General features: G+C 70.4%; 19 protein-coding genes, 1 other RNA gene and 1 pseudogene. 8 read left to right on the top strand and 13 right to left on the bottom strand.

The window, feature by feature from the left end:
- Positions 1-31 precede the first annotated feature (31 nt).
- Entirely contained in the window at positions 32-1135 is a 1104-nt protein-coding gene (locus tag FHY02_RS18000; RefSeq protein ID WP_260172981.1) for a fatty acid desaturase, read from the top strand.
- Between the two features lie 273 nt (positions 1136-1408).
- Here the strand turns inward: FHY02_RS18000 and lptG are convergent, their stop codons facing one another.
- The 6 genes and pseudogenes from lptG to FHY02_RS17970 form a co-directional block, all read right to left on the bottom strand.
- Positions 1409-2464, bottom strand: a complete 1056-nt coding sequence (gene lptG, locus FHY02_RS17995; RefSeq protein WP_183924971.1) for an LPS export ABC transporter permease LptG — start codon at positions 2462-2464, stop codon at positions 1409-1411.
- A 35-nt stretch (positions 2465-2499) separates the two neighbouring features.
- Entirely contained in the window at positions 2500-3678 is a 1179-nt protein-coding gene (lptF, locus tag FHY02_RS17990) for an LPS export ABC transporter permease LptF (protein ID WP_183924969.1), read from the bottom strand.
- 302 nt (positions 3679-3980) lie between these two features.
- Complete coding sequence (locus tag FHY02_RS17985) at positions 3981-4586, bottom strand: transposase (RefSeq protein ID WP_183924811.1); 606 nt, start codon at positions 4584-4586, stop codon at positions 3981-3983.
- A 31-nt stretch (positions 4587-4617) separates the two neighbouring features.
- A pseudogene (locus tag FHY02_RS23470) lies at positions 4618-4887 on the bottom strand (transposase); the annotation flags it as partial.
- Between the two features lie 105 nt (positions 4888-4992).
- Complete coding sequence (locus FHY02_RS17975; protein ID WP_183924809.1) at positions 4993-6171, bottom strand: acetyl-CoA C-acyltransferase; 1179 nt, start codon at positions 6169-6171, stop codon at positions 4993-4995.
- Between the two features lie 186 nt (positions 6172-6357).
- Positions 6358-6792: a MaoC family dehydratase gene (locus FHY02_RS17970; protein WP_183924807.1), complete on the bottom strand. Its 435-nt coding sequence runs from the start codon at positions 6790-6792 to the stop codon at positions 6358-6360.
- 113 nt (positions 6793-6905) lie between these two features.
- On the opposite strand from FHY02_RS17970, the gene FHY02_RS17965 reads away from it, so the two are divergent.
- Entirely contained in the window at positions 6906-9875 is a 2970-nt protein-coding gene (locus FHY02_RS17965; protein ID WP_183924805.1) for an L-glutamate gamma-semialdehyde dehydrogenase, read from the top strand.
- A gap of 170 nt (positions 9876-10045) precedes the next feature.
- Here FHY02_RS17965 and FHY02_RS17960 read toward each other — a convergent pair whose 3' ends face one another.
- Together FHY02_RS17960 and FHY02_RS17955 are read right to left on the bottom strand one after the other, a co-directional pair.
- Positions 10046-10432, bottom strand: coding sequence for a glycine zipper 2TM domain-containing protein (locus FHY02_RS17960; RefSeq protein WP_183924803.1), 387 nt, complete (start codon positions 10430-10432; stop codon positions 10046-10048).
- 58 nt (positions 10433-10490) lie between these two features.
- On the bottom strand, positions 10491-11771 hold the full coding sequence (locus FHY02_RS17955; protein ID WP_183924801.1) for a dicarboxylate/amino acid:cation symporter: 1281 nt from the start codon (positions 11769-11771) through the stop codon (positions 10491-10493).
- Positions 11772-11909: 138 nt separating this feature from the next.
- On the opposite strand from FHY02_RS17955, the gene ptsP reads away from it, so the two are divergent.
- From ptsP to ftsH, 5 genes are all read left to right on the top strand, one after another.
- The gene (gene ptsP / locus FHY02_RS17950; RefSeq protein WP_183924799.1) at positions 11910-14177 is read left to right on the top strand and encodes a phosphoenolpyruvate--protein phosphotransferase; all 2268 of its coding nucleotides are present in this window, start codon (positions 11910-11912) and stop codon (positions 14175-14177) included.
- Positions 14178-14291: 114 nt separating this feature from the next.
- Positions 14292-15173: a helix-turn-helix domain-containing protein gene (locus tag FHY02_RS17945; protein ID WP_183924797.1), complete on the top strand. Its 882-nt coding sequence runs from the start codon at positions 14292-14294 to the stop codon at positions 15171-15173.
- Between the two features lie 292 nt (positions 15174-15465).
- Positions 15466-16326 carry a YbgF trimerization domain-containing protein gene (locus FHY02_RS17940; protein ID WP_183924795.1) on the top strand — a complete coding sequence of 287 codons (861 nt, stop codon included), beginning with the start codon at positions 15466-15468 and terminating at the stop codon, positions 16324-16326.
- A 7-nt stretch (positions 16327-16333) separates the two neighbouring features.
- A complete protein-coding gene (tilS, locus tag FHY02_RS17935) occupies positions 16334-17332 on the top strand; it encodes a tRNA lysidine(34) synthetase TilS (RefSeq protein WP_183924793.1) in 999 nt (332 codons plus the stop codon).
- 64 nt (positions 17333-17396) lie between these two features.
- The gene (gene ftsH / locus FHY02_RS17930; protein ID WP_308462256.1) at positions 17397-19379 is read left to right on the top strand and encodes an ATP-dependent zinc metalloprotease FtsH; all 1983 of its coding nucleotides are present in this window, start codon (positions 17397-17399) and stop codon (positions 19377-19379) included.
- A gap of 382 nt (positions 19380-19761) precedes the next feature.
- Here ftsH and ligA read toward each other — a convergent pair whose 3' ends face one another.
- Entirely contained in the window at positions 19762-21900 is a 2139-nt protein-coding gene (gene ligA, locus FHY02_RS17925) for an NAD-dependent DNA ligase LigA (protein ID WP_183924790.1), read from the bottom strand.
- 291 nt (positions 21901-22191) lie between these two features.
- Positions 22192-22623, bottom strand: coding sequence for an Rrf2 family transcriptional regulator (locus FHY02_RS17920; RefSeq protein WP_132908900.1), 432 nt, complete (start codon positions 22621-22623; stop codon positions 22192-22194).
- 45 nt (positions 22624-22668) lie between these two features.
- Here FHY02_RS17920 and ssrA point away from each other — a divergent pair.
- Positions 22669-23009: a transfer-messenger RNA gene (ssrA, locus tag FHY02_RS17915) on the top strand.
- Between the two features lie 312 nt (positions 23010-23321).
- On the opposite strand, the gene FHY02_RS17910 is transcribed toward ssrA, so the two are convergent.
- From FHY02_RS17910 to FHY02_RS17900, 3 genes are all read right to left on the bottom strand, one after another.
- Entirely contained in the window at positions 23322-23486 is a 165-nt protein-coding gene (locus FHY02_RS17910; RefSeq protein ID WP_183924788.1) for a hypothetical protein, read from the bottom strand.
- A 267-nt stretch (positions 23487-23753) separates the two neighbouring features.
- Positions 23754-24542, bottom strand: coding sequence for an SDR family oxidoreductase (locus FHY02_RS17905; protein ID WP_183924786.1), 789 nt, complete (start codon positions 24540-24542; stop codon positions 23754-23756).
- 195 nt (positions 24543-24737) lie between these two features.
- A complete protein-coding gene (locus tag FHY02_RS17900; RefSeq protein WP_183924784.1) occupies positions 24738-25883 on the bottom strand; it encodes an acyl-CoA dehydrogenase family protein in 1146 nt (381 codons plus the stop codon).
- Positions 25884-26253 lie beyond the last annotated feature (370 nt).

The raw sequence follows: 26253 nt of genomic DNA, 5'->3' as shown, positions 1-26253 counted from the left end.
AAGGTCACGCTGTCGCCACTATGTTGGGGCAATGAACAGCGCCATGAACACGATGACCTTCGAGAGCCGGGGCGAGAACGCGGCCACCGCGCCTGTGGCGACACGGGCGGCGGTCGCGGACGACAAGGCGATGCTGCGCGCCGCCGCCGAGCTCACCCGCGACCTCGTGCAGCCGCGCCCCGCGCTCTACTGGGCCGACCTGATCGGGTCCGCGGTGGTCGGCTATGCCGCGCTCGCCGTCGCGGTGACCGTCGCCTCCACCGGCTGGGCGGTCCTCGCCGGGGTCGTCGCGGTGCTCGCCCTGTATCGCGGGATGAGCATGATCCACGAGATCAGCCACATCAAGCATGCCGCGGTGCCGGGCTTCCGCGCCGGCTGGAACGCGCTGATCGGCGTGCCGATGATGATCCCTTCGTTCATGTACGAGGGCGTCCATAACCTGCACCATGCCAAGACGCGCTACGGCACCTCGGAGGATCCCGAATACCTCCCGCTGGCGCTGATGCGCCCGTGGACCCTGCCGGTCTTCATCCTGGTGTCGGCGCTGGCACCGATTGGTCTGCTGATCCGCTACGCGCTGCTCGCGCCGCTGTCGGCGCTGTCGCCGCGGCTGCGCGAGGCGGTGGTGGCGCGCTACTCGGCGCTGTCGATCAACCCGCACTTCCGTCGTCGTGCGCCGCAGGGCGAGGAGAAGGCCCGGTGGACCCGCTGGGAGATCGTCACCTCGCTGTGGGCGATCGCTCTGCTGACGCTGACCGCGACGGGCGCGGTGTCGGTCAAGGCGTTCGCGATCTTCCTGGCGGTGGGCTCGGGCGTCGCGCTGATCAACCAGGTGCGCACCTTGGTGGCGCATCTGTGGGAGAATGAGGGCGAGCCGATGAGCGTCACCGCCCAGTATCTCGATACCGTCAACGTGCCGCCGCCCGCGATGCTGCCGGTGCTGTGGGCGCCGGTGGGGCTGCGGTACCACGCGCTGCACCACCTGCTGCCGGGGCTGCCGTATCACGCGCTGGCGGAGGCGCACCGCCGTATTTCCGGCGTACTGGAGCAGGATTCGCCTTATCACAGGGCGAACTACGCCGGCCTGCCGGGGCTGGTGGGCAAGCTCGCCGCGGCGACGATGCGGGGGCGGTGAGCGGGGGCAGCAGCGCGACCTGCCGCCTTTTTCCCGGTCCCCCGCCTAGCGTCATCCTGAACTTGTTTCAGGATCCACCCAGCCCTAACATCACCGATCGCGGCGCCTGCGGGACAGTGGATCCTGAAACAAGTTCAGGATGACGGCAGTGTGAGATGACGGCCTCGCTGCCCTCGGCCGTGTTCCTGCGGACGCAGGAACCCAGCGCCATGAAGGTCACCGTCCTCCGCCCCCGACTCCAGCGTGCACAGGAGAACGGGCACGACCACGTCTCTACTCTTCCGTCCGCAACAGCACCGCCTCGCCGATCAGCAGGAACAGCAGGAACGGTGCCCAGGCGGCGAGAAAGGGCGGGTAGGCGCCGAGATTGCCCATCGCCAAAGCGAACTTGTCCGCCATGAAATAGGCGAAGCCGAGCGCCATGCCGATTACGGCGCGGACGAACAGCGCGCCCGATCGCGCGATGCCGAACGCCGCCACCGCGCCGAGCAGCGGCATCAGCACCGAGGACAGCGGCCCCGAGAGCTTGTGCCACAGCACGCCCTCGAGCGACTTGGTGGGCCTCCCCGCTTCCTCCAGGTCGGAGATCGCGGCGCGCAGCCCGGCGAAGGACAGCGCGTCCCCGTCGACGTTGGCGAGCGTGAACTGGTCGGGGGTGACGCCGCGCGCCACCACCACCGTGCCGAGCGGGGTGAGCGTCCCAGAGGCGACGTCGAAGCGCTTGGCCGGCCACACCTTCCAGCCGTCGCCCTGGCGCAGGCCGTTGGGCGCGGTGATCAGCCCGCGCAGCCCGCCGTCGGGGTTGCGCTCGTAGACGGTGACTCCGCCCAGCCGCGCCGCCTCGCCGCGCCCGCTGATCCGGTCCGCCGAGATCAAATTGTTGTCGGCGCGTACCCAGACGTTGGCGCGATCGCCGCGGTCGAGCGGCATCGCGCCGTAATTGACCTTCTGCCACGCGCTGAGCTCGGCGGTGGCGCGGCTGACGACGCGATCGTTGAAGGCGAAGGTGACGAGCGCGATGCCGACGCTGGCGATCACCAGCGGCGCCAGCACCTGATGCGCCGAGAGGCCCGAGGCCTTGAGCGCCACCACCTCGCTGTTGGCGTTCATCGTGATCAGCGTCAGCACCGTGCCGAGCAGCACCGAGAAGGGCAGGAAGGTCGAGATGATCTGCGGTGCGCGCAGCGAGACGTAGCGCCACACCTCGGCATCGCCGTTGCCCGCGGTGGCGAGGATCCGCCCGCTTTCGCTCAGCAGGTCGAGCGTCTGCAACACCAGCACCAGCCCGAACAGGATGCCGAAGGTGCGCGTCAGGAACAGCCGCGCCATGTAGACGGCGACGGTGCGCGAGGGGAAGAAGGCGCTCACGCGCGCGCCTCCTTGCGGCGGCGGCCGGGCAGGTAGCGCGCCACCATGGCCCAGGCCTTGCCGAAGAAGCGCTCCAGCGCGCCGATGGGCTGGCCGCCCGGGACATAGGCGAGCGTGTAATACATCCACAGGATCAGCGCGCCGAACAGCAGGAACGGCACCCAGAGCGCGATCAGCGGGTCGACCGCGCCGCGCTCGCCCACCGCCGCGGCATATTGATTGATCTTGTGATAGGTCACCACCATCACGATCGACAGGAACACGCCCAGCGCCGAGCTGGATCGCTTCGGCGGCACACCGAGCGACACCGCGAGCAGCGGCAGCAGGAACATCATCGCCACCTCGACGACGCGGAAGTGGAACTCGGCGCGGCTGCCGTCGCGCTGCGCCTCGCTCGCGTTGCGCGCGTGGCCGAGCTGGGCGAGCTGGGGCAGCGTATATTCCAGGTTCTTGCCGCCGCGCGTGCGGAAGCTCTCGAAGCGCGGCAGGTTGATGGGCAGGTCGTGCGAGCTGAAGGTCAGCACGCGCGGCGTCGGGAAGTCGGGGCGATTGTGGATCAGCGTGCCGTCGGTGAGGCGGAAGATGATCACGTTCGGATCGTCGGTGGCCAGGAACTGCCCGGTCTCGGCGGTGACGCCGGCCCAGTCGTTGCGCGGGGTCAGCGCGTGGAGGAAGATGCCCGAGAGCCGCCGACCGCTGTCCTGGCTGCGCTCGATCCGCAGCGTGATGCGATCGCCCAGATGGGTGAACTCGCCCACCTTGATCGAGGCGCCGAGCGCGCCGGTGCGCAGCTCGAAGCGCAGCTTCTCGTAATTGTAGCGCGCCAGCGGCTGGACATAGCCGACAATGGCGATGTTCAGCGCGGCGAGGATGATCGCGTACATATAGGGCACGCGCAGCAGCCGCGAGTAGCTCATGCCGACGCCGCGCATCACGTCGAGCTCGCTCGAGGTGGCGATGCGGCGGAACGCGAGCAGCACGCCCAGCATCAACCCGATCGGGATGCCCAGCCCGAGATACTCGGGCAGCAGGTTGGCCAGCATCTTCCACACCACGCTCACCGGGCCGCCCTGGGTGATGACGAAGTCGAACAGGCGGCCGATCCGGTCGAGGATCAGCAGCATGGAGGCGATCAGCAAGGTGGCGAACAGCGGCAGCGCGATCAGCCGGGCCATGTAGCGGTCGATCGAGGTGAACAAGGTGCGGCGCTGCCCCGTGGCGTCGGGCGGTGAAGGCCCTGGTGAGGCTGCGGCTATACGGGCCCGCGGCGCGCGCGTCAGCAGCGAAAAGCGTGGCGGTGCACGGGAATGTGGGCGAGTCGGGCCCAGCTCCTCCCCTTGCAGGATTCCGTTGCGGAGCGAGGGTACCGCGGCGGATATCAAGGTAATCGGGGATGGATGAGACAAGCCGCGGCCTATGAGGCGACTGGCTGAGCGCTGCGCGGGGGCGGTGCGGGTGCGGTGTCGCGCCGGATCAGTCAGCGGTGAGGATGGCGGCGCGCCTGAGATTGTAGATGGTGGCAAAAGCGAGAAAGTCTGCGGTGTTGCCTTGTAGGGAGAGGCATCGGGCGCGGGCCTTGCCATAGAGACGCTTCATCGCGCTGAAGGACGGCTTCGACGGGCGCGTGTCGGCGGGCGATGAGGTTGCTTCGCCGGGCCTGCCAGGGTGGCAGCACGGGCATGTAGCGGTGGCGGCGCGCCTGCCCTTCATAGGCGCGGTCGGCATGGACCACCGCCTCGTCGCCCGTGACAAGCGCATCGGCCCGCTCGACATCCTGGACCCTGGCCGAGGTGAAGGCGAGCGTGCGGATGAGGCCCGAGCCTTCGTCGATGCCGATGTGGAAGCGATATCCGAACACCGGTTTGCCGTCCTTGCGGGTCCAGTCGGCGCCTGGCTCGCCGGGATGCGGGTCGCCCGGCGCGATCCCGTCTCCACGCGGGGGCCGGCGCATCGTCTTGACCACCGATGCATCGAGGATCGTGCCCCGGCGCAGACACTGTCCTTGCGCAGCGAGCTGCCGGTTGATCTCGGCAAGCAGCCCTCCGATACCCCCGACGCGGCCGCTGCGGTACCGAACCGGCACAGAGTCGCCTGTACGGCGTCCCTGCGTCCAGCGCGAGGCCGCAGAACCGCCGGAACGACAACCGGTCGAGCAGCGGTTCCTTCAGATCCGGGTCTGGCAGGTCATGCAACGCCTGCAAATACAGCGCCTTCAGCATCGCCGGCGCCGCATGAGGCGGACGACTTGTCTGTCCTGGCCGCGGTGACGAGACCAACGGCTCCAGCTGGCTCCAGTCGACCAGACGCTCAATCCCCGCCAGCTTCGCATTTGACCCCAGGCTCGGATCGATCAATGCATCCACCAACGATCGCTGCTCGACCATCGCCCGTACTCCCTTTCCCACAGGGGATCCCGTCACCTCGCATCATGCCAGAGGTTTCGCCGAGGAATCCCCCCAGGGGGAGGAGCAGATGCAGCGCCGGCGACCTCACAGCACCTCGAACAACCCCGCCGTGCCCATGCCGCCGCCGACGCACATCGTCACCACGACGTACTTCGCACCGCGGCGCTTGCCCTCGATCAGCGCATGGCCGGTCATGCGCGCGCCCGACATGCCATAGGGATGGCCGATCGAGATCGCGCCGCCGTTCACGTTGAGGAGCTCGTTGGGGATGCCAAGCTTGTCGCGGCAGTAGAGCACCTGCACCGCGAACGCCTCGTTGAGCTCCCACAGCCCGATGTCGTCCATCGTCAGCCCGTTCTTCTCGAGCAGCTTGGGGATGGCATAGACCGGGCCGATCCCCATCTCGTCGGGCTTGGTGCCCGCCACCGCCATGCCGACGTAGCGGCCGAGCGGGGTAAGCCCGCGCCGTTCGGCGAGCCGTTCCTCCATCAGCACGCTGGCCGAGGCGCCGTCGGACAGCTGCGAGGCGTTGCCGGCGGTGACGTGGCGGTCCGGCCCCACCACCGGCTTGAGTGCGCGCAGCCCCTCGATCGTGGTGTCGGCGCGGTTGCCCTCGTCGCGCGACAGCGTCACCTGCTCGTGGCTGACCTCCTTGGTCTCCTTGTTCACGTTGGCCTTGGTGGCGGTGACCGCGACGATCTCGTCGTCGAACCGGCCCGCCGCCTGCGCCGCCGCGGTGCGCTGCTGCGACTGGAGCCCGTATTGGTCCTGCGCCTCGCGATCGATGCCGTAGCGGTCGGCGACGATCTCGGCGGTCTGGAGCATCGGCATGTAGATGTCATTGTGCATCGCCAGTAGCTCCTTGTCGGGCGCGACACGCATCTCGGGAGTCTGGACGAGGCTGATGCTCTCGACCCCGCCGCCGATCGTCACGTCCATCCCGTCGACGACGATCTGCTTGGCCGCGATCGCGATCGCCATCAGTCCGCTGGCGCACTGGCGGTCGACCGACATGCCGGGCACGCTGGTCGGCAACCCGGCGCGCAGCAGGCTGGTGCGCGCGATGTTGCTCGCCTGATGCCCCTGCTGGAGCGCGGCGCCAAGGATCACGTCCTCGATCTCGGCACGGTCGACCCCGGCGCGCTCGACCGCGGCGACGATGGCGTGATGCGCCAGCGTCGGCGAGGGCGTGTTGTTGAAGGCGCCGCGATAGGCACGGCCGATCGGGGTGCGGGCGGTGGAGACGATGACGGCGGAGCGCATGGGTGAGGTCCTTGAGTGAGGGTCGGGCAGGGGGTGAGGTTCGAGGCAGCCGTTGCACTCACTGCCGTCATCCCGGACTTGGTCCGGGATCCACCCGTCCGCGCGCCAGACGGCGGATGAGTAAGGGGCCCGGTGGATCCCGGACCAAGTCCGGGATGACGGAAGGGGGAAGGCAGGGCACTTCCCTCACACGAACACCTGCGTGATCCACTCCGCCACCATCGCTGGCTTGTCCTGCCCCTCAATCTCGACCGTGGTGGCGGTGGTGTACTGGTAAACCCCCTGCCGCTTCTCGGCGAAGTCGGCCAGTACCGAGCGCGCGCGCACCCGCGATCCCGACGGCACCGGCGCGAGGAAGCGCACCTTGTTGCCCCCGTAGTTCACCCCCATGGTGACACCGTCGAGCCGCGGCGCGTCGGGGGTGCGTGCCGCCAGCAGCGGCAGCAGCGACAGCGTCAGGAAACCGTGCGCGATCGTCGTGCCGAACGGCGTCTGCGCCGCGCGTTCGGGATCGACGTGGATGAACTGGTGGTCGCCGGTCGCCTCGGCGAAGCGATCGATCATCGCCTGCGTCACCTCGACCCAGTCGGAGACGCTCTCGCGCCCGACCGCTTGGCTCATCTCCTCGGCCGTCACCGCGATTCCCCTCCGCCATGCGACGCGCTACAGCGCGCGCATCTGTCTAGGCCCGGCCCTGCCGTGCCCGCAAGACACAACGAACCGAAAGCACGAAGATGGCCGCTGCCGTACCGTCATCCACTCTCGCCCAGCTGCGCTCGCTCCACCGCGCGAGCGAACCCGATGTTCTAAAGCCGCTGCTGGAGCGCGCTGCGGCGGGCACCGACTCGCGCGCGCGCATCGTCGACACCGCCTCGGGGCTGCTCGCCGACCTGCGCGCGGCGCAGGCGCGCGGCTGGGTCAACCAGTTCCTTCAGGAATATCGCCTCAACTCGTCCGAGGGCGTCGCGCTGCTCAGCCTCGCCGAGGCGTTCCTGCGCGTGCCCGACCCCGAGACCGCCGACCTGCTGATCGCGGACAAGCTCGGCGACGCCGACTGGCGCGCGCACGCCGGCCAGTCCAACTCGCGCCTCGTCAACACCGCCACCTGGGGGCTGGTGGTCGGCCGCGCGCTGGTGGGGGAGGGCGAGACCGGCCCGCTCAAGCGGCTGTTCAGCCGCGCCGGCGAGCCGTTCGTGCGCCAGGCGGTGGGCGCGGCGATGCGGATGATGGGCGAGATCTTCGTGATGGGCCGCACCATCGACGAGGCGATGAAGCGGATGCGCCGTCCCGAGCACCGCGGCTTCACTGCCAGCTTTGACATGCTCGGCGAGGCGGCGCGCACCAGCGCCGACGCCGAGCGGTATTTCCAGGCCTATGTCGACGCGATCGACGCGGTCGGCAGCGACCCGCGCGCGGGCCACTCGGTCTCGGTCAAGCTCTCCGCGCTCCACCCGCGCTACGAGGTGGCGCGCTGGGACGAGTGCGTCCCCGCGCTGACCGGGATGCTCGAAGCGCTCGCGCTTCAGGCGGCGGCGCGCGGCATCGCGCTCACCGTCGACGCCGAGGAGAGCGAGCGGCTCGAGATGAGCCTCGACATCATCGGCGCGGTCGCCGCTCTCCCGCGCTTACGCGACTGGGACGGGTTCGGCATGGCGGTGCAGGCCTATGGCAAGCGTGCGCGGCCGGTGGTGGCCTGGGCCGACTCGCTCGGCCGGCTGATGAACGTCCGCCTCGTGAAGGGCGCCTATTGGGACAGCGAGATTAAGCGCACCCAAGTCGAAGGGCTCGACGATTATCCGTTGTTCACGCGCAAGGCCGCGACCGACGTGAGCTACCTCGCGGTGGCGCGTGACATGCTCGACGCGCGCTACATCCGCCCCGCCTTCGCCAGCCACAACGCGCTGACCGTCGCGACCATCGTCGAATGGGCGGGCAACGGCCGCGACTTCGAGTTCCAGCGGCTCCACGGCATGGGCGACGGGCTGTACGAGCGGCTGGTGCGCGATCAGGGGTATCACTGCCGCATCTACGCGCCGGTCGGCGGCCATCGCGACCTGCTCGCCTATCTCGTCCGTCGGCTGCTCGAGAACGGCGCCAACTCCAGCTTCGTCCACCAGCTCGCCGACGCGCGGCTGAGCGAGGCCGACATCCTTGCCGACCCGGTTGCCAAGATCGAGTCGGTGGGCGGCACGCGCCACCCGAGCATCCCGCTGCCGGCCGAGCTGTTCGGTGCCGAGCGGCGCAACTCGCGCGGGCTCGACCTCGGCGACCGCGTCGTGCTGGAGGACACGAGTGCCGCGGTGAACCGGCCGATGACCGAGCCGGCGCCGGCGCCCGCCGCCGACGTCGCCGCCGCGGTGTCGCGCGCGCGCGCGGCCTTCCCCGCGTGGCAGACGACCCCGGTCGCGGCGCGCGCCGCCTGCCTCGACCGACTCGCCGACCTGATCGAGCGCGACCGCGACCGGCTGATGGCGATCTGCGTGCAGGAGGCGTTCAAGACCATCCCCGACGCGATCGGCGAGGTGCGCGAGGCGGCGGACTTCTGCCGCTATTATGCGGCGCGGGCGCGCGCGACGCTCGGCTCGGTCGAGCTGCCCGGGCCGACCGGCGAGCGCAACACGCTCCACCTGGAGGGGCGCGGCGTGTGGGCGACGATCGCGCCGTGGAACTTCCCGCTCGCGATCTTCCTCGGCCAGACCGTCGCCGCGCTGGTGACGGGGAACACCGTGGTCGCCAAGCCCGCGCCGCAGACGCCGCGCATCGCCGCCGCCGCGGTGGCGCTGGCGTATGAGGCGGGCGTGCCGCGCGACGCGCTCGTGCTGGTGCCGGGCGGACCCGAGGTGGGGGCTGCGCTGGTCGGCGACGCGCGCGTCCAGGGCGTCGCCTTCACCGGCTCGACCGCGACCGCGCGGTCGATCGCGCGCGCGCTGCTGGCGGACGACGACCGCCCGATCGTGCCGCTGATCGCCGAGACCGGCGGGATCAACGCGATGATCGTCGACTCGACCGCGCTGCCCGAGCAGGTGGTGGCGGACGTGGTCACCAGCGCGTTCCGCTCGGCCGGGCAGCGCTGCTCGGCGCTGCGGCTGCTGCTGGTGCAGGAGGATATCGCCGAGGGGCTGATCGAGATGCTCGCGGGCGCGATGGACTTGCTGACGCTCGGTGACGCGGGCGACCCGCGCACCGACGTCGGCCCGGTGATCGACCGCGCCGCCTATGACCGGCTGATGGCGTATCGCGAGCAGGCGCGCGCGCGCTGGGTGAAGACGGTGGCGGCGCCCGCGGACGGGCTGTTCGTGCCGCCGACGCTGATCCGGCTCGACTCGGTCGAGGCGCTCGACCGCGAGTGGTTCGGGCCGCTGCTTCACGTCGCGACGTGGAAGGCGGGCGCGCTGGAGGAGACGATCGCGCGGGTCAACGCCAAGGGCTACGGCCTGACGATGGGGCTGCACAGCCGCATCGCACGCGCGGCCGAGGTGACCGAGGCCGCCGCGGCGGTCGGCAACCTCTACATAAATCGCTCGATGATCGGCGCCGTCGTGGGGTCGCAGCCGTTCGGCGGCGAGGGCTTGTCGGGGACCGGACCGAAGGCCGGCGGGCCGCTGTACCTGTACCGTTTCTGCGCGGAGCGCGCGGTGTCGGTGGATACGACCAGCGCGGGCGGCAACGCGACGCTGCTGAGCCTGGAGGAAGGCGGGATCTAAGGGGCACGCGACCGCGGCGTCGCGAGAGAGTCCCTCCCCTTCAGGGAAGGGGTTGGGGCGGAGCCTCTCCGCAGACGCCGCGCTCGGGGCACCGGCCCACCCCTAATCCCTCCCCTGAAGGGGAGGGGAGAGTCGAGAAACGCCGCCTCACCGAAGCCGCGCCCCTAACCTCAGCGGCACTTCACCTTGCCGCGATCGATCGAACGGCCGAGCAGCGCGCCGCCGCCCGCGCCCAGCAGCGTGCCGAGGGTGCCGCCGCCGACCAGGTTACCGAGCACGCCGCCGCCGACGCCGCCGATCACCAGACCGGTGGTGCCGTCGTTGCGCTTGCAATAAGCGCGGCCGTCGCGCCCGCGGTAGATTTGATCGTCGCGGCCGAGCGCGCGCTCGCGCCGGCTGCTGCCGCGGCGATAGTCGCGCGAGGGCTCCCAGTTCTTGTCGTCGCCGTGCCAGCGATAGTCACGGTCGCGATCGCTGCGCTGCGCCTGCGCGGCGGGGGCGAGCATCGGGGTAGTGGCGGTGGCGAGCGCCAGCGCGGCGAGCAGGGCCTTCTTCATGGCATGTGTCTCCTTCTGCCGCCCACGAACGTCGCAGGCGGCGAGGAGTTCACTTCGATCAGGCCGGCACCGTATCGTGCCGGGGCAGCGGCGCCATCGTGCCGCCGGGCGCGAGCAGGTGCTCGCGCTTGGCGACGATCAGCGGCACCAGCACCTGCCCCGCGACGTTCACCGCGGTGCGGCCCATGTCGATGATCGGGTCGACCGCGAGCAGCAGACCCGCGCCCTCGAGCGGCAGGCCGAGCGTGGTGAGCGTCAGCGTCAGCATCACCAAGGCGCCCGTCAGCCCGGCCGTCGCCGCCGAGCCGATCACCGAGACCAGCGCCACCAGCACATAGTCCGAGGCATGCAGCGCGATGCCGTAATATTGCGCGACGAACAGCGCCGCCACGGCGGGGTAGACCGCGGCGCAGCCGTCCATCTTGGTGGTCGCGGCGAAGGGCACCGCGAAGGCGGCATAGTCGCGCGGCACGCCGGCGCGCTCGGCGGCGTCCTCGGTGACGGGCAGCGTCGCGATCGACGAGCGCGACACGAAGCCGAGCTGGATCGCCGGCCAGGCGGTGGCGAAGAAGCGCGTCACCGACAGCCGGTTGAGCGCGAGCAGCGCGGGGTAGACGAGGAACAGCACCAGCGCGAGCCCGAGGTACACCGCGCCGGCGAAGCTGCCGAGCGCCGCGAGCGAGGACCAGCCGTAGCGCACGATCGCGGTACCGATCAGCCCGGCGGTGCCGATCGGGGTGAGCTTCACCACCCAGCGCAGCAGCCGGCGGAAGATCGCGAGCAGCGAGGCGTTCGCGGCGAGGAAGGCGCTCCCCGCCTCGCCGACGTTCACCGCCGCCGCGCCGACCGCGATCGCGACGACGATCAGCTGGAGCACGTTGAACCCCAGCTTGGTGGTGGCGCCGCCATCGGCGAGCTTGGTGCTCGCCTCGATTCCCAGGAAGTTGCCCGGGATGAGTCCGCGCAGGAAGTCGAGCCACGAGCCGGTGGTGGCGGGCAGCGCGGCGGCGGACGGATCGACCCCGCTGCGAACGCCCGGCTCGAGCAGCGTGCCGAGCGTGAGCCCGATCGTCACCGCGATCAGCGCGGTGACCGCGAACCACAGCAGGGTCTGCCCGACCAGCCGCGCGGCATTGCCGAGATCGCGCAGTGCCGCGATCGAGGCGACGATCGCGGTGAACACGAGCGGCACGACCAGCGCCTTGAGCAGCTGGACGAAGCTGTCGCCGGTGAGGCGCAGCGCCTCGGCCAGCGCGGGCAGATCGCGCGCCGCGAAGCCGAGCGCGACGCCGATCGCCATGCCGGCGAACACCTGCACGGTGAAGGAGGGGATCTTCATCGCGCAGAGGTGCGATCGCGCACCGCGCTTCGCCAGCAACTTTCCGTTTCAAACGGGCGAGCCGGGCTTGGGCGCGCTGCGTCGCACCCAAGAAAATGCTGCGTGGCACCCAGGCCATTGGTCTGTTAGCCCCTCGGCATGCCCGTCTCTGCCGCCCGCTCCGCCCGCGAGATCCTGGTCAACCTGCACGATGTGATGGCGGCGCGATCGAACGCGCAGGCCAAGCTCAACTCGGTGGTCGAGATCATCGGCGAGGCGCTGGATAGCGAGGTGTGCTCGATCTACCTGCTGCGCGAGGGCGTGCTCGAGCTGTTCGCCACCCGCGGCCTGGCGCCGGAGGCGGTGCACGTCACCAAGCTGGCGCTGGGTGAGGGTCTCGTCGGCACGATCGCCAAGAACAACGAGGTGCTCAACCTCGACGAGGCCGCGAGCCACCCCGATTTCGCCTACAAGCCCGAGACCGGCGAGGATCGCTACCACAGTTTCGCGGGCGTGCCGATCATCCGCCGCGAGCGCGCGGTCGGCGTGCTCGCGGTGCAGCATGCCGATCCGCGCAAGTACGAGGACGTCGAGATCGAGGCGCTGCAGACGGTGGCGATGGTGCTGTCCGAGCTGATCGCCAACGCCGGGCTGATCGACCAGGGCGGCCCGAGCGACCGTCCCCAGTCGACCGGCTCGACGCGGATCGGCGGGCAGAAACTGGTCGACGGCATGGCGGTGGGCTGCGCGGTGTTCCACCAGCCGCGGATCCACATCGAGCATACCGTCGCGGAGGATACCGAGGCCGAGCGCCACCGCGTCTATGCCGCCTTCGACAAGATGCGCGAGCAGATCGACCGGATCGCGCGCGAGGCGGAGTTCGGCGTCGGCGACGAGCATCAGGAGGTGATCGCCACCTACAAGATGTTCGCCTATGACGAGGGCTGGGCGCGCCGCATCAACGAGGCGATCGACAGCGGGCTCACCGCGGAGGCCGCGATCGAGCGCGTGCAGCAGCGCACCCGCCAGCGCATGCGCGAGATCGACGATCCGTTGCTCGCCGACCGCATGCACGACCTGGAGGACCTGTCCAACCGGCTGCTCCGCATCGTCTCGGGGCAGATGGGCACCGCGGCGCAACTCGGGCTGCGGCAGGACACGATCCTGATCGCGCGCAATCTCGGGCCGGCCGAGCTGCTCGAATATGATCGCCGCCGGCTCAAGGGCGTGGTGCTGGAGGAGGGGTCGCTCACCGCGCATGTCACGATCGTGGCGCGTGCGATGGGCGTGCCGGTGCTCGGGCGCGTGCGCGACGTGCGCCGGCTGATCGCCGAGGGCGACGCGCTGCTGCTCGACGTCACCGAGGGCACGCTGACGGTGCGCCCGACCGCGGCGATGGAGGAGGTGTTCGAGGCCAAGGTGGCCACGCGGCAGAAGCGCAAGGCGGCCTATGCCGCACTGCGCGACCTCGCCCCCGAGACGCTTGACGGGCACCGCGTCACGGTGATGGTCAACGCCGGGCTGCGCGACGATGTCGCGGTGCTCGACCTGACGGGGGCGGACGGGATCGGGCTGTTCCGCACCGAGTTCCAGTTCCTCGTGTCGGCGACGCTGCCGCAGCGCGAGCGCCAGCAGCGGCTGTACCGCGAGGTGCTCGACGCCTCGGGATCGCGCCCGGTGATCTTCCGCACCGTCGACATCGGCGGCGACAAGGCGTTGCCCTATCTCACGCACACCGGCGAGGAAGAAAATCCGGCGATGGGCTGGCGCGCGCTGCGGCTCGCGCTGGAGCGCGACGGGCTGATGAAGGCGCAGGCGCGCGCGCTGCTGGAGGCGGGCGCGGGGCGGACGCTTAACGTGATGTTCCCGATGGTGTCCGAACCGTGGGAGTTCGACGAGGCCAAGGCGCTCTTCGAGGCGCAGCGCGCCTTCCTCCACCAGCGCAACAAGCGCCTTCCGCTGGAGGTGCGCTACGGCGCAATGCTGGAGGTGCCCGCGCTCGCCTATCAGCTCGACGTGCTGCTGCCCAACATCGACTTTTTGTCGATCGGCACCAACGACCTCACCCAGTTCCTCTTCGCCGCCGACCGCGCCAACCCCAAGCTGGCGGACCGCTATGACTGGCTCTCCAGCTCGATCATGCGCTTCCTGCGCCGGGTGATCGTGCCCGCGCGCGAGGCCGGGGTGCCGGTGGCCGTGTGCGGCGAGATGGGCGGGCGGCCGCTGGAAGCGATGGCGCTGATCGGGATCGGGCTCGACCGGCTCTCGATCACCCCGGCCGCGGTGGGGCCGGTCAAGGCGATGATCCGCACGCTCGATCGCGCCGCCTTGACCGCCTTCATGGACGAGCTGCTGGTCCGCCCGCCGCGCGACATGCGCGGCGCGCTCGCCGCGTGGGCGACCGAGCACGGGGTCGAGCTGGCGTGAGGTCGCGACGAACCGAGTCGAATCGTGTGAAGCCCCTCTGTTGACACTGTTGCTCGTGTTTGGAACACGAACGCACGCCCGCATGAACGCGGTGGGCGCGGGGCGGAGAGAAGAATGAGCGACGGCGAGCTACCCGCACAGGCACCGACGCCCGGCTCCGTCGGCGCGCGACTGCGCGCGGCGCGCGAGGCGCAGGGGCTGTCGCTGGCCGAGGTCGCTGCGCGCACGCGCGTGACGCAGCGCTTCCTCGAGGCGCTCGAGATGGACCGGCTCGACCTGCTGCCCTCGCCCACCTACGCCTCGGGCTTCGCACGCGCCTATGCCCGCGCAGTGGGGATCGACCAGGCCGACGTCGGCCGCGCCATCCGCGGCGAGCTCGCGCGCGGCGCGATGCCGCTGCGCCAGCACCATATCGAGGAGATCGCCGACCCGTCGCGCGCGCCCTCGCGCGGGCTGGTGATCGTCGCCGCCGGGCTCGCGCTGGCGGTGCTCGTGCTGGGCGTGCTGTGGCTCTCCACCGGCATGTTCCGCGGCACCACCGAGCAGGCGCCCGAGGCGACGCCGAGCGCGCAGGTCGCTTCCAGCAAGGAGGTGCCGCCGCCCGCGCCGACCCCGGCCGCCACCGGCAAGGTGGTGCTGACCGCGCGCAACGACGTGTGGATGCGCGTCTACGACGGCGCCAAGCAGCGCCTGTTCGAGGGCACGATGAAGCCGGGCCAGTCATTCGAGGTGCCCGCGGGTACCGATCGGCCGATGATCAACGTCGGCCGCCCCGACCAGCTCACCGTAACGGTCGACGGCCGCGAGGTCGCGCCGCTGGGTGACGGCAAGCGCGCGATCAAGGACGTCGGCATCAGCGCCGAGGCGCTCGCCGCACGCGGGCTGCCCGCGCCGGCGCCGAGCGCGAGCACCACGCCGCCCGCGACCGCGGCGAACACGACGGCGGCGCCGGGAGACGCGGGGCAGCTCGCCGCGTTCCGCGACGTGGCGCGGTGAGGGCGGGGCGGATCTCACCGTCACGACAGGGCCGGACGCGGGGCCTTCGGGAGGGCTTCCGTCATCCCGGACGTGTTCCGGGATCCACCCCACCGCGAGAGCCACGCCCGCGAAGGCTGCGGAACGGTGGATCCCGGACCAAGTCCGGGATGACGGCGGGATGGTAGCGGTGAATGCGCGTCGAAGTCGCGTCGGGCGGCGCTCTCGCGACTCAGACCACGCCGCGCTTCACCGTGGCGACAGCTCGCTTCTATAGAGAGGTGCGACAGGTGCGCACCGGGGACGGACGATGATGACCAAGTGGATGGCAGGCGCCGCGCTGGCGCTGGTGGTGGCGACGCCGGCAGCGGCGCAGATCGAGGGCCGCGTCGGCAAGCTCGAGGCGGAGATGCGCGCGGTGCAGCGCAAGGTGTTCCCCGGCGGCGCCGGCGCGATGGTGGAGCCACAGATCGCGCCCTCGACCGCGCCGGTCGACGCCGCTGGCGTCCCGGCCACCAGCGCGCTGACCGACATCACCGCGCGGGTCACCTCGCTCGAGCAGCAGATGGCGAGCATGACCGGGCAGATCGAGCAGACCCAGTACAAGCTGCGCCAGCTCGAGCAGCAGTTCGAGGATTATCGCAAGGCGACCGACGCCAAGCTGACCCAGCCGGTCGCGCCCGTGCCGGCGCCGGGCGCGGACGCCGCCGGTGGTCCCGACGTCACCGTCCCGCAGGCGCCGGAGCCGGTGAACAGCACGCCGGCCGCCGCGCCGAGCAGCGGCGATCCCGCCGAGGACGCCTATCTCGCCGGCTATCGCCTGTGGCAGGCGAAGGACTATCCCGCCGCGGAGGCGCAGCTGAAGAAGGTGGTCGCCACTTACCCCAAGCACCGCCGCGCCAGCTTCGCGCAGAACCTGCTCGGCCGCTCCTATCTCGACGAGGGCAAGCCGAGCCTGGCGTCAATCGCTTTCTACGACAATTACAAGAAGTTCCCCGACGGCGAGCGCGCGCCCGACAGCCTCTTCTACCTGGGCACCGCGCTCCTCAAGCTCGACAAGCCGGCGGACGCCTGCAAGGTCTACGGCGAGCTGACCGACGTCTATGGCAGCAAGATCTCGCCGGGTCTCAAGGCCGATGTCGCCAAAGCCCGCACCGCCGCCAAGTGCAAGTGAGCTGAGCGTGGCGCCGCTGCCCGCGGCGGCGGTGGCGCGCTTCATCGACGACCTGCGCCGCGGGTTCGCGCGCGGGTACGGCGTGGCGGCGGTCGAGCGCGTCGGCCGGGTCGGCGTGGCGGTGTCGGGCGGGCCGGACTCGGTCGCGCTGCTGCTGCTCGCCGCCGCGGCCCTGCCGGGCGAGGTGGTCGCGGCGACGGTCGACCACCGGCTTCGCCCCGCCGGCGCCGAGGAGGCGGCGATGGTCTCAGCGCTGTGCGAGCGGCTCGGCGTGCCGCACGCCATGCTCGTTCCCGCGGCGCCGATCGCGGGCAGCTCGCTCCAGCGCCGCGCGCGCGAGGCGCGTTACGCGCTGCTGATCGACTGGGCCGCGCGCGAACGGGTCGACGCCTTGCTCACCGCGCACCACGCCGACGACCAGGCCGAGACATTGCTGATGCGGCTCAACCGCGCCTCGGGGCTGGCGGGGCTGAGCGCGATCCGCGCGGCGCGCCGGGAGGGTGGGACGTTGCTGCTGCGGCCGCTGCTGGCGTGGCGGCGCGCCGAGCTGCGCGCGCTGGTGGAGGCGGCGGGGGCGCCCTTCGTCGACGACCCGTCGAACACCGACCCGCGGCACGATCGCACCCGCGTCCGCGCCGCGCTCGCCGCCATGCCCGCGCTCGATCCGGCCGCGCTCGCCGCCTCGGCCGGTTATCTCGCCGAGGCGGAGGAGGTGATCGCGCGGGCGGCGGAGCGGCTATGGAGCGAGCACTGGCGCGGACCCGACCGCCCCCTCGCGATCGCCGACGAGCCGCGCGAGCTGCGCCGGCGACTGCTGCGCCGCGCGATCCACGCGATTCGGGCGGATCGTGCGATCACCCGGCCAGCCTTCGCCGATTCGTCCAATATCGAGCCACTGCTCGACGCGCTCGAGGCACGGCGCGGCGCGACCCACGCCGGCCTCAAGGTAGAAGTGCGCGAGGAAGGCTGGATTTTTCACGTAGCACCGCCGCGTCGATCACTCTGACCGACGCTGTTCCATTGCCATTAACCCGTCGTGGCTTACATTGCGTTCGTTGGAAAGGTACCCGATGAACGACAACGACAGGCAGCGCGGGAACGGCGGCGGCGACAATGGCGGCGGCGGCAACCCTAATCCCTGGATGAAGAGCCTGCTGATCTGGGTCGGCGTGCTGCTCTCACTGGCGGTGGTGGTGACGCTGTTCGACGGTCGCACGACGACGGCGCAGGGCAATACCGTGGCTTACTCCACCTTCCTCGACAAGGTCGACGAGGGCACGGTGAAGGACGTCAACGTCAGCCGCGACATCATCACCGGCAGCTTCTCGAACGGTGACAAGTTCCGCACCTATCCGGTGCAGGACTCCGGGCTGATCGAGCGGCTACGCAAGGCAGGCGTCGAGGTGGCGGGCAAGCCGGAGGAGGGCCCGTCGATCTGGATGGTGCTGCTCTACCAGTCGCTGCCGTTCCTGCTGTTCCTCGGCATCGCCTTCTTCGTGCTGCGCCAGATGCAGAAGGGCGGCGGCGCGGGCGGCGCGATGGGCTTCGGCAAGAGCCGCGCGCGCATGCTGACGCAGAAGGAAGGCAAGGTCACCTTCGACGATGTCGCCGGCATCGACGAGGCGCGCGCCGAGCTCACCGAGATCGTTGACTTCCTCAAGGATCCGACGAAGTTCGCTCGCCTCGGCGGCAAGATCCCGAAGGGCGCGCTGCTGGTCGGCTCGCCTGGTACCGGCAAGACTTTGCTGGCGCGCGCGATCGCGGGCGAGGCGGGCGTGCCCTTCTTCACCATCTCCGGCTCGGACTTCGTCGAGATGTTCGTCGGCGTCGGCGCCAGCCGCGTCCGTGACATGTTCGAACAGGCCAAGAAGTCGGCGCCCTGCATCGTCTTCATCGACGAGATCGACGCGGTGGGTCGCCACCGCGGCGCGGGTCTTGGCAACGGCAACGACGAGCGCGAGCAGACGCTCAACCAGCTGCTGGTCGAGATGGACGGCTTCGAGGCCAACGAGGGGATCATCATCGTCGCGGCCACCAACCGACCCGACGTGCTCGACCCCGCGCTGCTGCGCCCGGGCCGCTTCGACCGCCAGGTGGTGGTGCCGCGCCCGGACATCGACGGTCGCGTGAAGATCCTCGAGGTCCATATGAAGAAGGTACCGCTGGCGCCCGACGTCGACGCGCGGGTGATCGCGCGCGGCACGCCGGGCTTCTCGGGCGCCGACCTCGCCAACCTCGTCAACGAGGCCGCGCTGATGGCGGCGCGCAAGGGCAAGCGCCTGGTCGCGATGGCCGAGTTCGAGGAGGCCAAGGACAAGGTCATGATGGGCGCCGAGCGTCGCTCGATGGTGATGACCGAGGACGAGAAGCGCATGACCGCTTATCATGAGGCGGGCCACGCGATCGTCGCGCTGCACGAGCCGGCGTCGGACCCGATCCACAAGGCGACGATCATCCCGCGCGGTCGCGCCTTGGGCATGGTGATGCGCCTGCCCGAGCGCGACAGCTACAGCTACCACCGCGACAAGATGTACGCGAACCTGGCGGTGGCGATGGGCGGACGCGTCGCCGAGGAAGTGATCTTCGGCTATGACAAGGTGTCGAGCGGCGCGAGCGGCGATATCCAATATGCCACCGGGCTGGCGCGCGACATGGTCACAAAATGGGGCATGTCCGACAAGGTCGGGCCGGTCGAGTACGCCCAGCCCGAAGGCGAGAGCTTCCTGGGTTACTCGTCGAGCCAGCCGGTGCGGATGTCCAACTCCACCGCGCAGCTGATCGACGACGAGATCAAGGCGATCGTCGAGGGCGGTCTGCATCGCGCCAAGCAGGTGCTGACCGACCATCTCGACCAGCTCCACTCGCTCGCCGGCGCGCTGCTGGAGTATGAGACGCTGACGGGCGAGGAGATCAAGCGCCTGATCGCGGGCGACGACATCGGCCGCGCCGACCAGGGGCCTAAGGCGCCCGCGGTGCCGGCGGCGGGGACGTCGATCCCGAAGACCAAGCGTCCGTCGGGCCCGTTCGGCAGCGCGTCGCCCGCCGGGGCGTGAGGCGTCGAACGATCCGATGAGATGAGGGAAGGGCGGCCTGCGGGTCGCCCTTTCTTTTGAGTTGGCGGAGGCTTCCCTTCCCCACGATCCGTCATCCCGGACTTGGTCCGGGGATCCACTCGTCCGCGTATCCACGGGCCAACTGATTGTGCGACCCCGGTGGATCCAGGGCCAAGTCCGGGATGACGGCAGGACGGGGAGGAGGCGATCGCGCGAGCGACGTTGTCCATCGGACCAGTGACGCAGCCGCTCGCCACCTTCGATGAGTTCCCGCGCACGCGGGGGCCCCGGGCGTCGAGCGATATCGTCCGCGGCGCTGGGCTCCGGCGTCCGCAGGAGCACGGCAGCGGTGCCCCGCCCCCGCCCCCGCGCCCCTGATCGCTCACCCCGAGGCGGCGACGATCGCGATCCACCCCGCCTCGTCGACGACGCGGATACCGAGCTCGGCCGCCTTCTTCGCCTTCGACCCCGCGCCCGGTCCGGCCACCAGCAGATCGGTCTTCTTCGACACCGCACCCGAGACGTGCGCGCCGAGCGACTCGGCCTGCGCCTTGGCCTCGTCGCGGCTGAGCGTCTCGAGCGTGCCGGTGAAGACGACCGTCTTGCCCGACACCTCCGACGCGACGGTCTCGACGCGGAAGTCGGGCGGCGCCACCTCAGCGAGCAGGTCGTCCCACACCGCGCGGTTGTGCGGCTCGTGGAAGAAGTCGGCGAGCGCGTGGCCGACCGCGGCACCAATATTCTCCACGCCGATCAGCTCGGCGATCGCCTTGTCGAGCCGGGTCCGGAGCCGGCCCTCCTCTTCGCCGAGCGCGGCCGTCGTGCGCTCGCGCAGCGCGATCAGCTCGTCCGCCAGCGCCGCGACCGCGGGCAGGGTGACATAATGTTTGAGCAGGTCGCGCGCGGTGACGATCCCGACATGGCGGATGCCGAGCCCGAACAGCAGCCGCGCCGCGTCGGGCTGGCGCCGGGCCTCGATCGCGGCGAGGAGCGCGTCGACCGACTTGGCCTGCCAGCCCTCGCGCCCGACCAGCTCCTCGCGATGCGCGGCGAGGCGGAAGATGTCGGCCGGCTCGGCGATCCAACCGAGGTCGACAACCTCCACCAGCGTCTTCTCGCCCAAGCCGTCGATGTCGAGCGCGCCGCGGCTGACGAAATGCTTGAGCCGTTCGAGCCGCTGCGCCGGGCAGATCAGCCCACCGGTGCAGCGCACGTCGACCTCGCCCTCCTCGGCCACCGCCTCGCTGCCGCAGCGCGGGCAATGGTCGGGAAAGACATAGGGCGCGCGCTCGGCGTCGCGCGGCAGCACCTCGACGATCTGCGGGATCACGTCGCCGGCGCGCTGGAGCAGCACGCGGTCGCCGACGCGCGCGTCGAGCCGCGCGATCTCGTCGCGGTTGTGCAGCGTGGCATTGGTCACGACCACCCCGCCGACCGTCACGGGGGTGAGCCGCGCAACGGGGGTGAGCTTGCCGGTACGTCCGACCTGGATGTCGATCGCCTCGAGGATGGTCTCGGCGCGCTCGGCGGGGAATTTGTGCGCGATCGCCCAGCGCGGCGCGCGCCCGACGCTGCCCAGCCGCTGCTGATAGTCGAGCCGGTCGACCTTGTAGACCACGCCGTCGATGTCGAACGGCAGATCGGCGCGCTGGTGCTCGATCGCGCGATAGACCGCCAGCGCCGCGGCGGCGTCGTCGCAGCGTGCGAAGGCGTCGGCGATCGGGAAGCCCCAGGCGCGCAGCGCGGCGACGATCGCCTCCTGCGTGTCGCCGGGCACCGCGCTGGCCTCCCCCCAGCCGTGTGCGAGGAAGCGCAGCGGGCGCGCCTGGGTCACCGCGGCGTCCTTCTGGCGCAGCGAGCCCGCGGCGGCGTTGCGCGGGTTGGCGAAGCGCCGCGCCTCCTTACCGGTCGCCTCGGCTTCGTCGGCGAGCCGCTGGTTGAGCGCGGCGAACGCGGCCTTCTCCATATAGACCTCGCCGCGCACCTCGAAGATGGCGGGCGCGTCGTCGGGGAGCGCGCGCGGGATGTCGTCGATCGTCAGCACGTTGGCGGTGACGTCCTCGCCGGTGGTGCCGTCGCCGCGGGTGAGCGCCTGGACGAGGCGGCGCTCCTCGTAGCGCAGCGAGCAGGACAGGCCGTCGATCTTGGGCTCGGCGGTGAGCGCGACCGGCTCATCGTCGGCCAGCCGCAGGAACCGGCGGACGCGGCGGACGAACTCCTCCACGTCCTCGTCGGCGAAGGCGTTGTCGAGGCTCATCATCGGCCGCGCGTGCGCGACCTTGGCCAGATGTGCGGCGGGCGCGGCGCCGACCTGGCGGCTGGGCGAGTCGGCGCGGATCAGCGCGGGGAAGGCCGCCTCGATCGCGGCGTTGCGGCGGACCAGCGCGTCATAGGCGGCGTCGCTGATCTCGGGCGCGTCGTCGGTATGGTAGCGCCGGTTGTGGTGCGCGATCTCGCGCGCGAGCCGCTCGAGCTCGGCGGCGGCGTCGGTCTCGGTGCTGGGCAGCGGCGCGTCAGTCATGCCGGAATGGGTAAGCGGGGCGTGGCAGTGGGTCTAGTGGGGAGGGAGGGCGAGCGACGCCCCCCTGATGGTCACGCCGAAGCTTCCCGCCTCTCCGTCATTCCCGCGGAGGCGGGAATCCATGCGCGCTGACGCCGCGCAAGAGGAGAGACGTCGGCGTAGCTGGATCCCCGCCCGCGCGGGGATGACGGACGGACGGTATGAACACACGGATGAATGAAGGCCGAGGCGGAACCTCTGTCGGTCGACGCCAACACCAATGCTGCGCTCGACGCGTGCGCGCGAACCGCCTCAGGCGGCAGCGAGCTGATTCGCGGTGGCGTCGGCCAGGCTGGTGCCGTCGAGGATGCGCGCGGTCTCGTCGCGGACGCGCATCATCGCGTGGCGGATCGCGCACTCGGCCTCGCTCTTGCAGTCCTTGCACGAGCGATAGGCGGTGCGGCTGACGCAGGGCACCAGCGCGAGCGGCCCCTCGATCACGCGGATCACCTCGCCCAGCGAGATCAGATGCGCCGGCCGCGACAGCACGTACCCGCCCATCTTGCCGCGGTGGCTGTGGAGCAGGCCGGCGTCACGCAGGTCGGCGAGGATCAGCTCGAGGAACTTGCGCGGGACGTTGGCCTCGGCGGCGATCCGGGTCATCGGGATCGGCGGCGATCCGGCCGGCGCGCCCGCCAGGAACAGCATGGAGCGAAGGGCGTAACGGGACCGCTGGGTGAGCATATCGCAGTATATACAGGGATATTGTGGCGGGCAAATGGCCATCCGGGGCTTTTCCCGCGATCCGCGTCCGCCTATATGACTCGCGTCGGGTTCTACCCGGCTATGGCGATAAACTGCGGCGTACAATAGGCGCAGCGGACCCGGGGGCAGTACCCGGCGGCTCCACCATCGCGGCTGCACGCAGCCGCGCTGACGGGGCCGAACCAGGATCGACGTGTGTTGAAAAGCGCTGTTTTCGCTCGGAATGGGACCACCGCAACGGCCCATTACACAAGTGCCAACGACAACGAAGCACTCGCGATTGCGGCGTAACTGACGGCCTAACGGCCTGACGTTACACCAAAAAAGCGCGGTCGGACCCCACCGGGCAACAGAAGGGGATTCCAGCGGTACGGGAGGCACCGGGCAACAGAAGCCTCCCACTCACAACATCGGCGACGTCTGTGATGGCCAGCGCCTCCGCCGTTCGCCTGTCCGAGCGCCCGCGCATCCAGGCGCCCGGAACGGCTGCCAATGGTGATGATGTCCCTGCGCTCCGGCCTTCGACGGAGCACGCGTGCAGGGATCAGACCGCTGGGAAGGCCGGCAGGAGCTCGCGCCCGCGACTCGCCTCTACCCTCCGCTCAGCTGCCACGCAGCGGAAGGACGTTCCTTCGCGGCTTGCCATGGTGATCGATCCTCGTCGGACCCGATGTCGATCAGTCGTCGCCCAGCAGCGACGACTTGCGCGGGATCGTCTCGCCTTGCGGCTGGCCCTTGTCGAGCGTGTCGCTGGGGCGACGTGCGTCGCCCTCGCGCTGGTGCTCGGTGGAGAGATTGGGCCGTTCGGTCAGTTCGGTTGGCTTGGTGTCGTCCTTGTCCATGCACCGTCTCCTTCATCGCGGAAACGGGCGGGGTAGCGGGCGCGTTCCAGCCAGTGCCTCGAGACACCGCTTCGACAGGCTCAGCGGCTCCTCAGCACGAGCGGTGACGTAGCCAGGAGCGTGCCAAGCAAGATCCGTTCGCGCTGAGGAGAGGCTGAGCTCGCCGAAGCCTCGTCTCAAAGCGTCGTCCCCGGCGTCGATCGTCGAGTGGCTTAGTCGGCGGGTTCAGCGTCTATTTAGCACCAAGGTGGGCGTGTCCTTTCGACATCACGCGTCGATGCCGCCCCCCAGCGAGGCGTTGACCAGCCCGCCGTCGACCGCGATCGTCTCCCCCACCACATAGTCGCCCGCGCGCGAGGCGAGGAAGATCGCGGTGCCTGCCACGTCTTCCGCCTCGCCGATGCGTCGCGCCGGAATACGCTTCGCCACCGCGTCGGCGTGGTCGCGCGCGGCGCGGTTCATCTCGCTGGCGAAAGCGCCCGGCGCGATCGAGCTGACGTGGATGCCGTCCTCGACCAGCCGCGCCGCGAGGCGGCGGGTGAGGTGGATCAGCGCCGCCTTCGACGCCTGGTAGCTGTACGTCTCCCACGGATTGAGCCGCAGTCCGTCGACCGAGGTGATGTTGATCACCTTGGCCGGCGGGTGCGCCGCCGCGCCGGCGCGGAGCAGCGCGTGCAGCGCCTGGGTCAGGAAGAAGGGCGACTTGACGTTGAGATCCATCACCTTGTCCCAGCCACTCTCGGGAAAGTCGGTGAAGGGCACGCCCCAGGCCGCGCCCGCGTTGTTGACGAGGATGTCGAGGCGCCGCTCGCGCTCACCCAGCGCCGCGGCGAGCGCGCGGCAGCCGTTCACCGTCGACACGTCCATCGGCAGCGCGTGGCAGTGCGCGCCCAGCGCCGCGGCGGTCTCCTCGCAGGCCTCGGCCTTGCGGCTCGAGACATAGACGGTCGCCCCCTGCGCGACGAAGCCCGCCGCGATCATCCGCCCGATGCCGCGGCTGCCCCCCGTGACGAGCGCGACGCGGCCGTCGAGCCGGAACAGATGGTCGGTGTTCATGTGCCTCTCCTGTGTCATGTGTCGGGGAGCGCTCCCCTTCGGTCTTCCGGCCCCAGGCCACGATCGTCCGCCGCGCGGTCTCGCCTCATCGTCATCCCCGCGGAGGCGGGGATGACGAAGAGCGGGGTCGGACGCTCCCCTCACCCTCTCGCCCGTCATCCTCCCGTCGCTGGCGTCCTCCGCAGAAACCCCGCTTCACCCGCCGCGCTTCAGCGTCTCGCGCGCGATGATCAGCTGCTGGATCTGGCTGGTCCCCTCGTAGATGCGGAACAGCCGCACGTCGCGGTACAGCCGCTCGATCCCGTAATCGGCGATGTAGCCGGCGCCGCCGTAGATCTGCACCGCGCGGTCGGCGACGCGGCCTACCATCTCGCTGGCGTAATATTTGGCCGCCGCGCTCTCCAGTACCACCTCGGCGCCGGCGTCCTTCGCCGCGGCGGTCTCGAGCACCAGCGCGCGCGCGGCGAGCGCCTCGGTCTTGCTGTCGGCGATCATCGCCTGGATCAACTGGTGCTCGGCGATCGCCTTGCCGAACTGGCGCCGCTCGCTGGCATAAGCGACGCAGTCGGCGATCAGCCGCTCGGCGACGCCGACGCACACCGCGGCGATATGGAGCCGCCCGCGATCGAGCACGCGCATCGCGATCTTGAATCCCTCTCCCTCTGCGCCGAGCCGATTGACGACGGGAACCGCGACGTCGTCGAGGTGGAGATCGGCGACCTTGGCGCCCTTCTGCCCCATCTTCTTCTCGGGCTCGCCGACCGACACGCCCGCGAGCGTGCGCGGGACCAGGAAGGCCGAGACGCCGCGGCCGCCCGGCGCGTCGCTGGTGCGCGCCATCACGGTGAAGAGGTCGGCGCGATCGGCGTTGGTGATGTAGCGCTTGGTGCCCGAGAGCCGGTAGACGTCGCCGTCGCGCACCGCGCGCGTCGCCACCGCGCCGGAATCGCTGCCGACGCCGGGCTCGGTCAGCGCGAAGCTGGTGACGATCTCGCCCGCGGCGATGCGCGGCAACCACTCGGCCTTCTGCTCGGGCGTGCCGGCGAGCACCAGCCCCTGGCTGCCGATCCCGACGTTGGTCCCGAAGGTGGAGCGGAACGCCGGCGTGGTGCGCCCCATCTCGATGGCGACGCGCGCCTCCTCCGCCATGGTGAGGCCGAGACCGCCGTAATCCTCGGCGATCGACAGGCCGAACAGGCCCATGTCGCGCATCTCGGCGACGACCGCGTCGGGCACCGCGTCCTCGGCCTCGACCTGCGCCTCGAGCGGGCGAAGCCGCTCGGCGACATAGCGGCGGACGGTCTCGATCAGCGCGGCGAAGGTCTCGGGATCCAGGGCCATGGCAAGGCAATCGACTATTGCGGGTGCGTCGATCCTAGGCAGGCGATCGGCGGATCACAAGCAGCCTACCAGACCCGTTCTTCTAAAATGCCGGCGTGAGCCTTATTGCGCCACATACTGCCGCGAGGAATGTGACGGGAGGATGCGACCCCACTGCGCCCGCGTCGATCGGGCGACGCGCGAATGCGGCGATTCGGCGGTGACAAGAGGGTGATTTTAACCGTCGATTCACACTGCGGGACAGCTTCGCTGACCTTTTCCCGACGCTGGTGTTCGGCTCACCGCCGCGGCAACTCGACTCGTCCGGAAAGGTTCCGGCAGCGTTTGTTCGGTCAGGATTCACCGCCTAGCAGAGACTCATCAGTTTCGA

Origin of the sequence: Sphingomonas sp. BK069 (assembly GCF_014193405.1) — a bacterium.
GTDB lineage: Bacteria > Pseudomonadota > Alphaproteobacteria > Sphingomonadales > Sphingomonadaceae > Sphingomonas.
The sequence above is the reverse complement of the archived record's forward strand: the minus strand, read 5'-3'. Positions and strand labels throughout refer to the sequence as shown.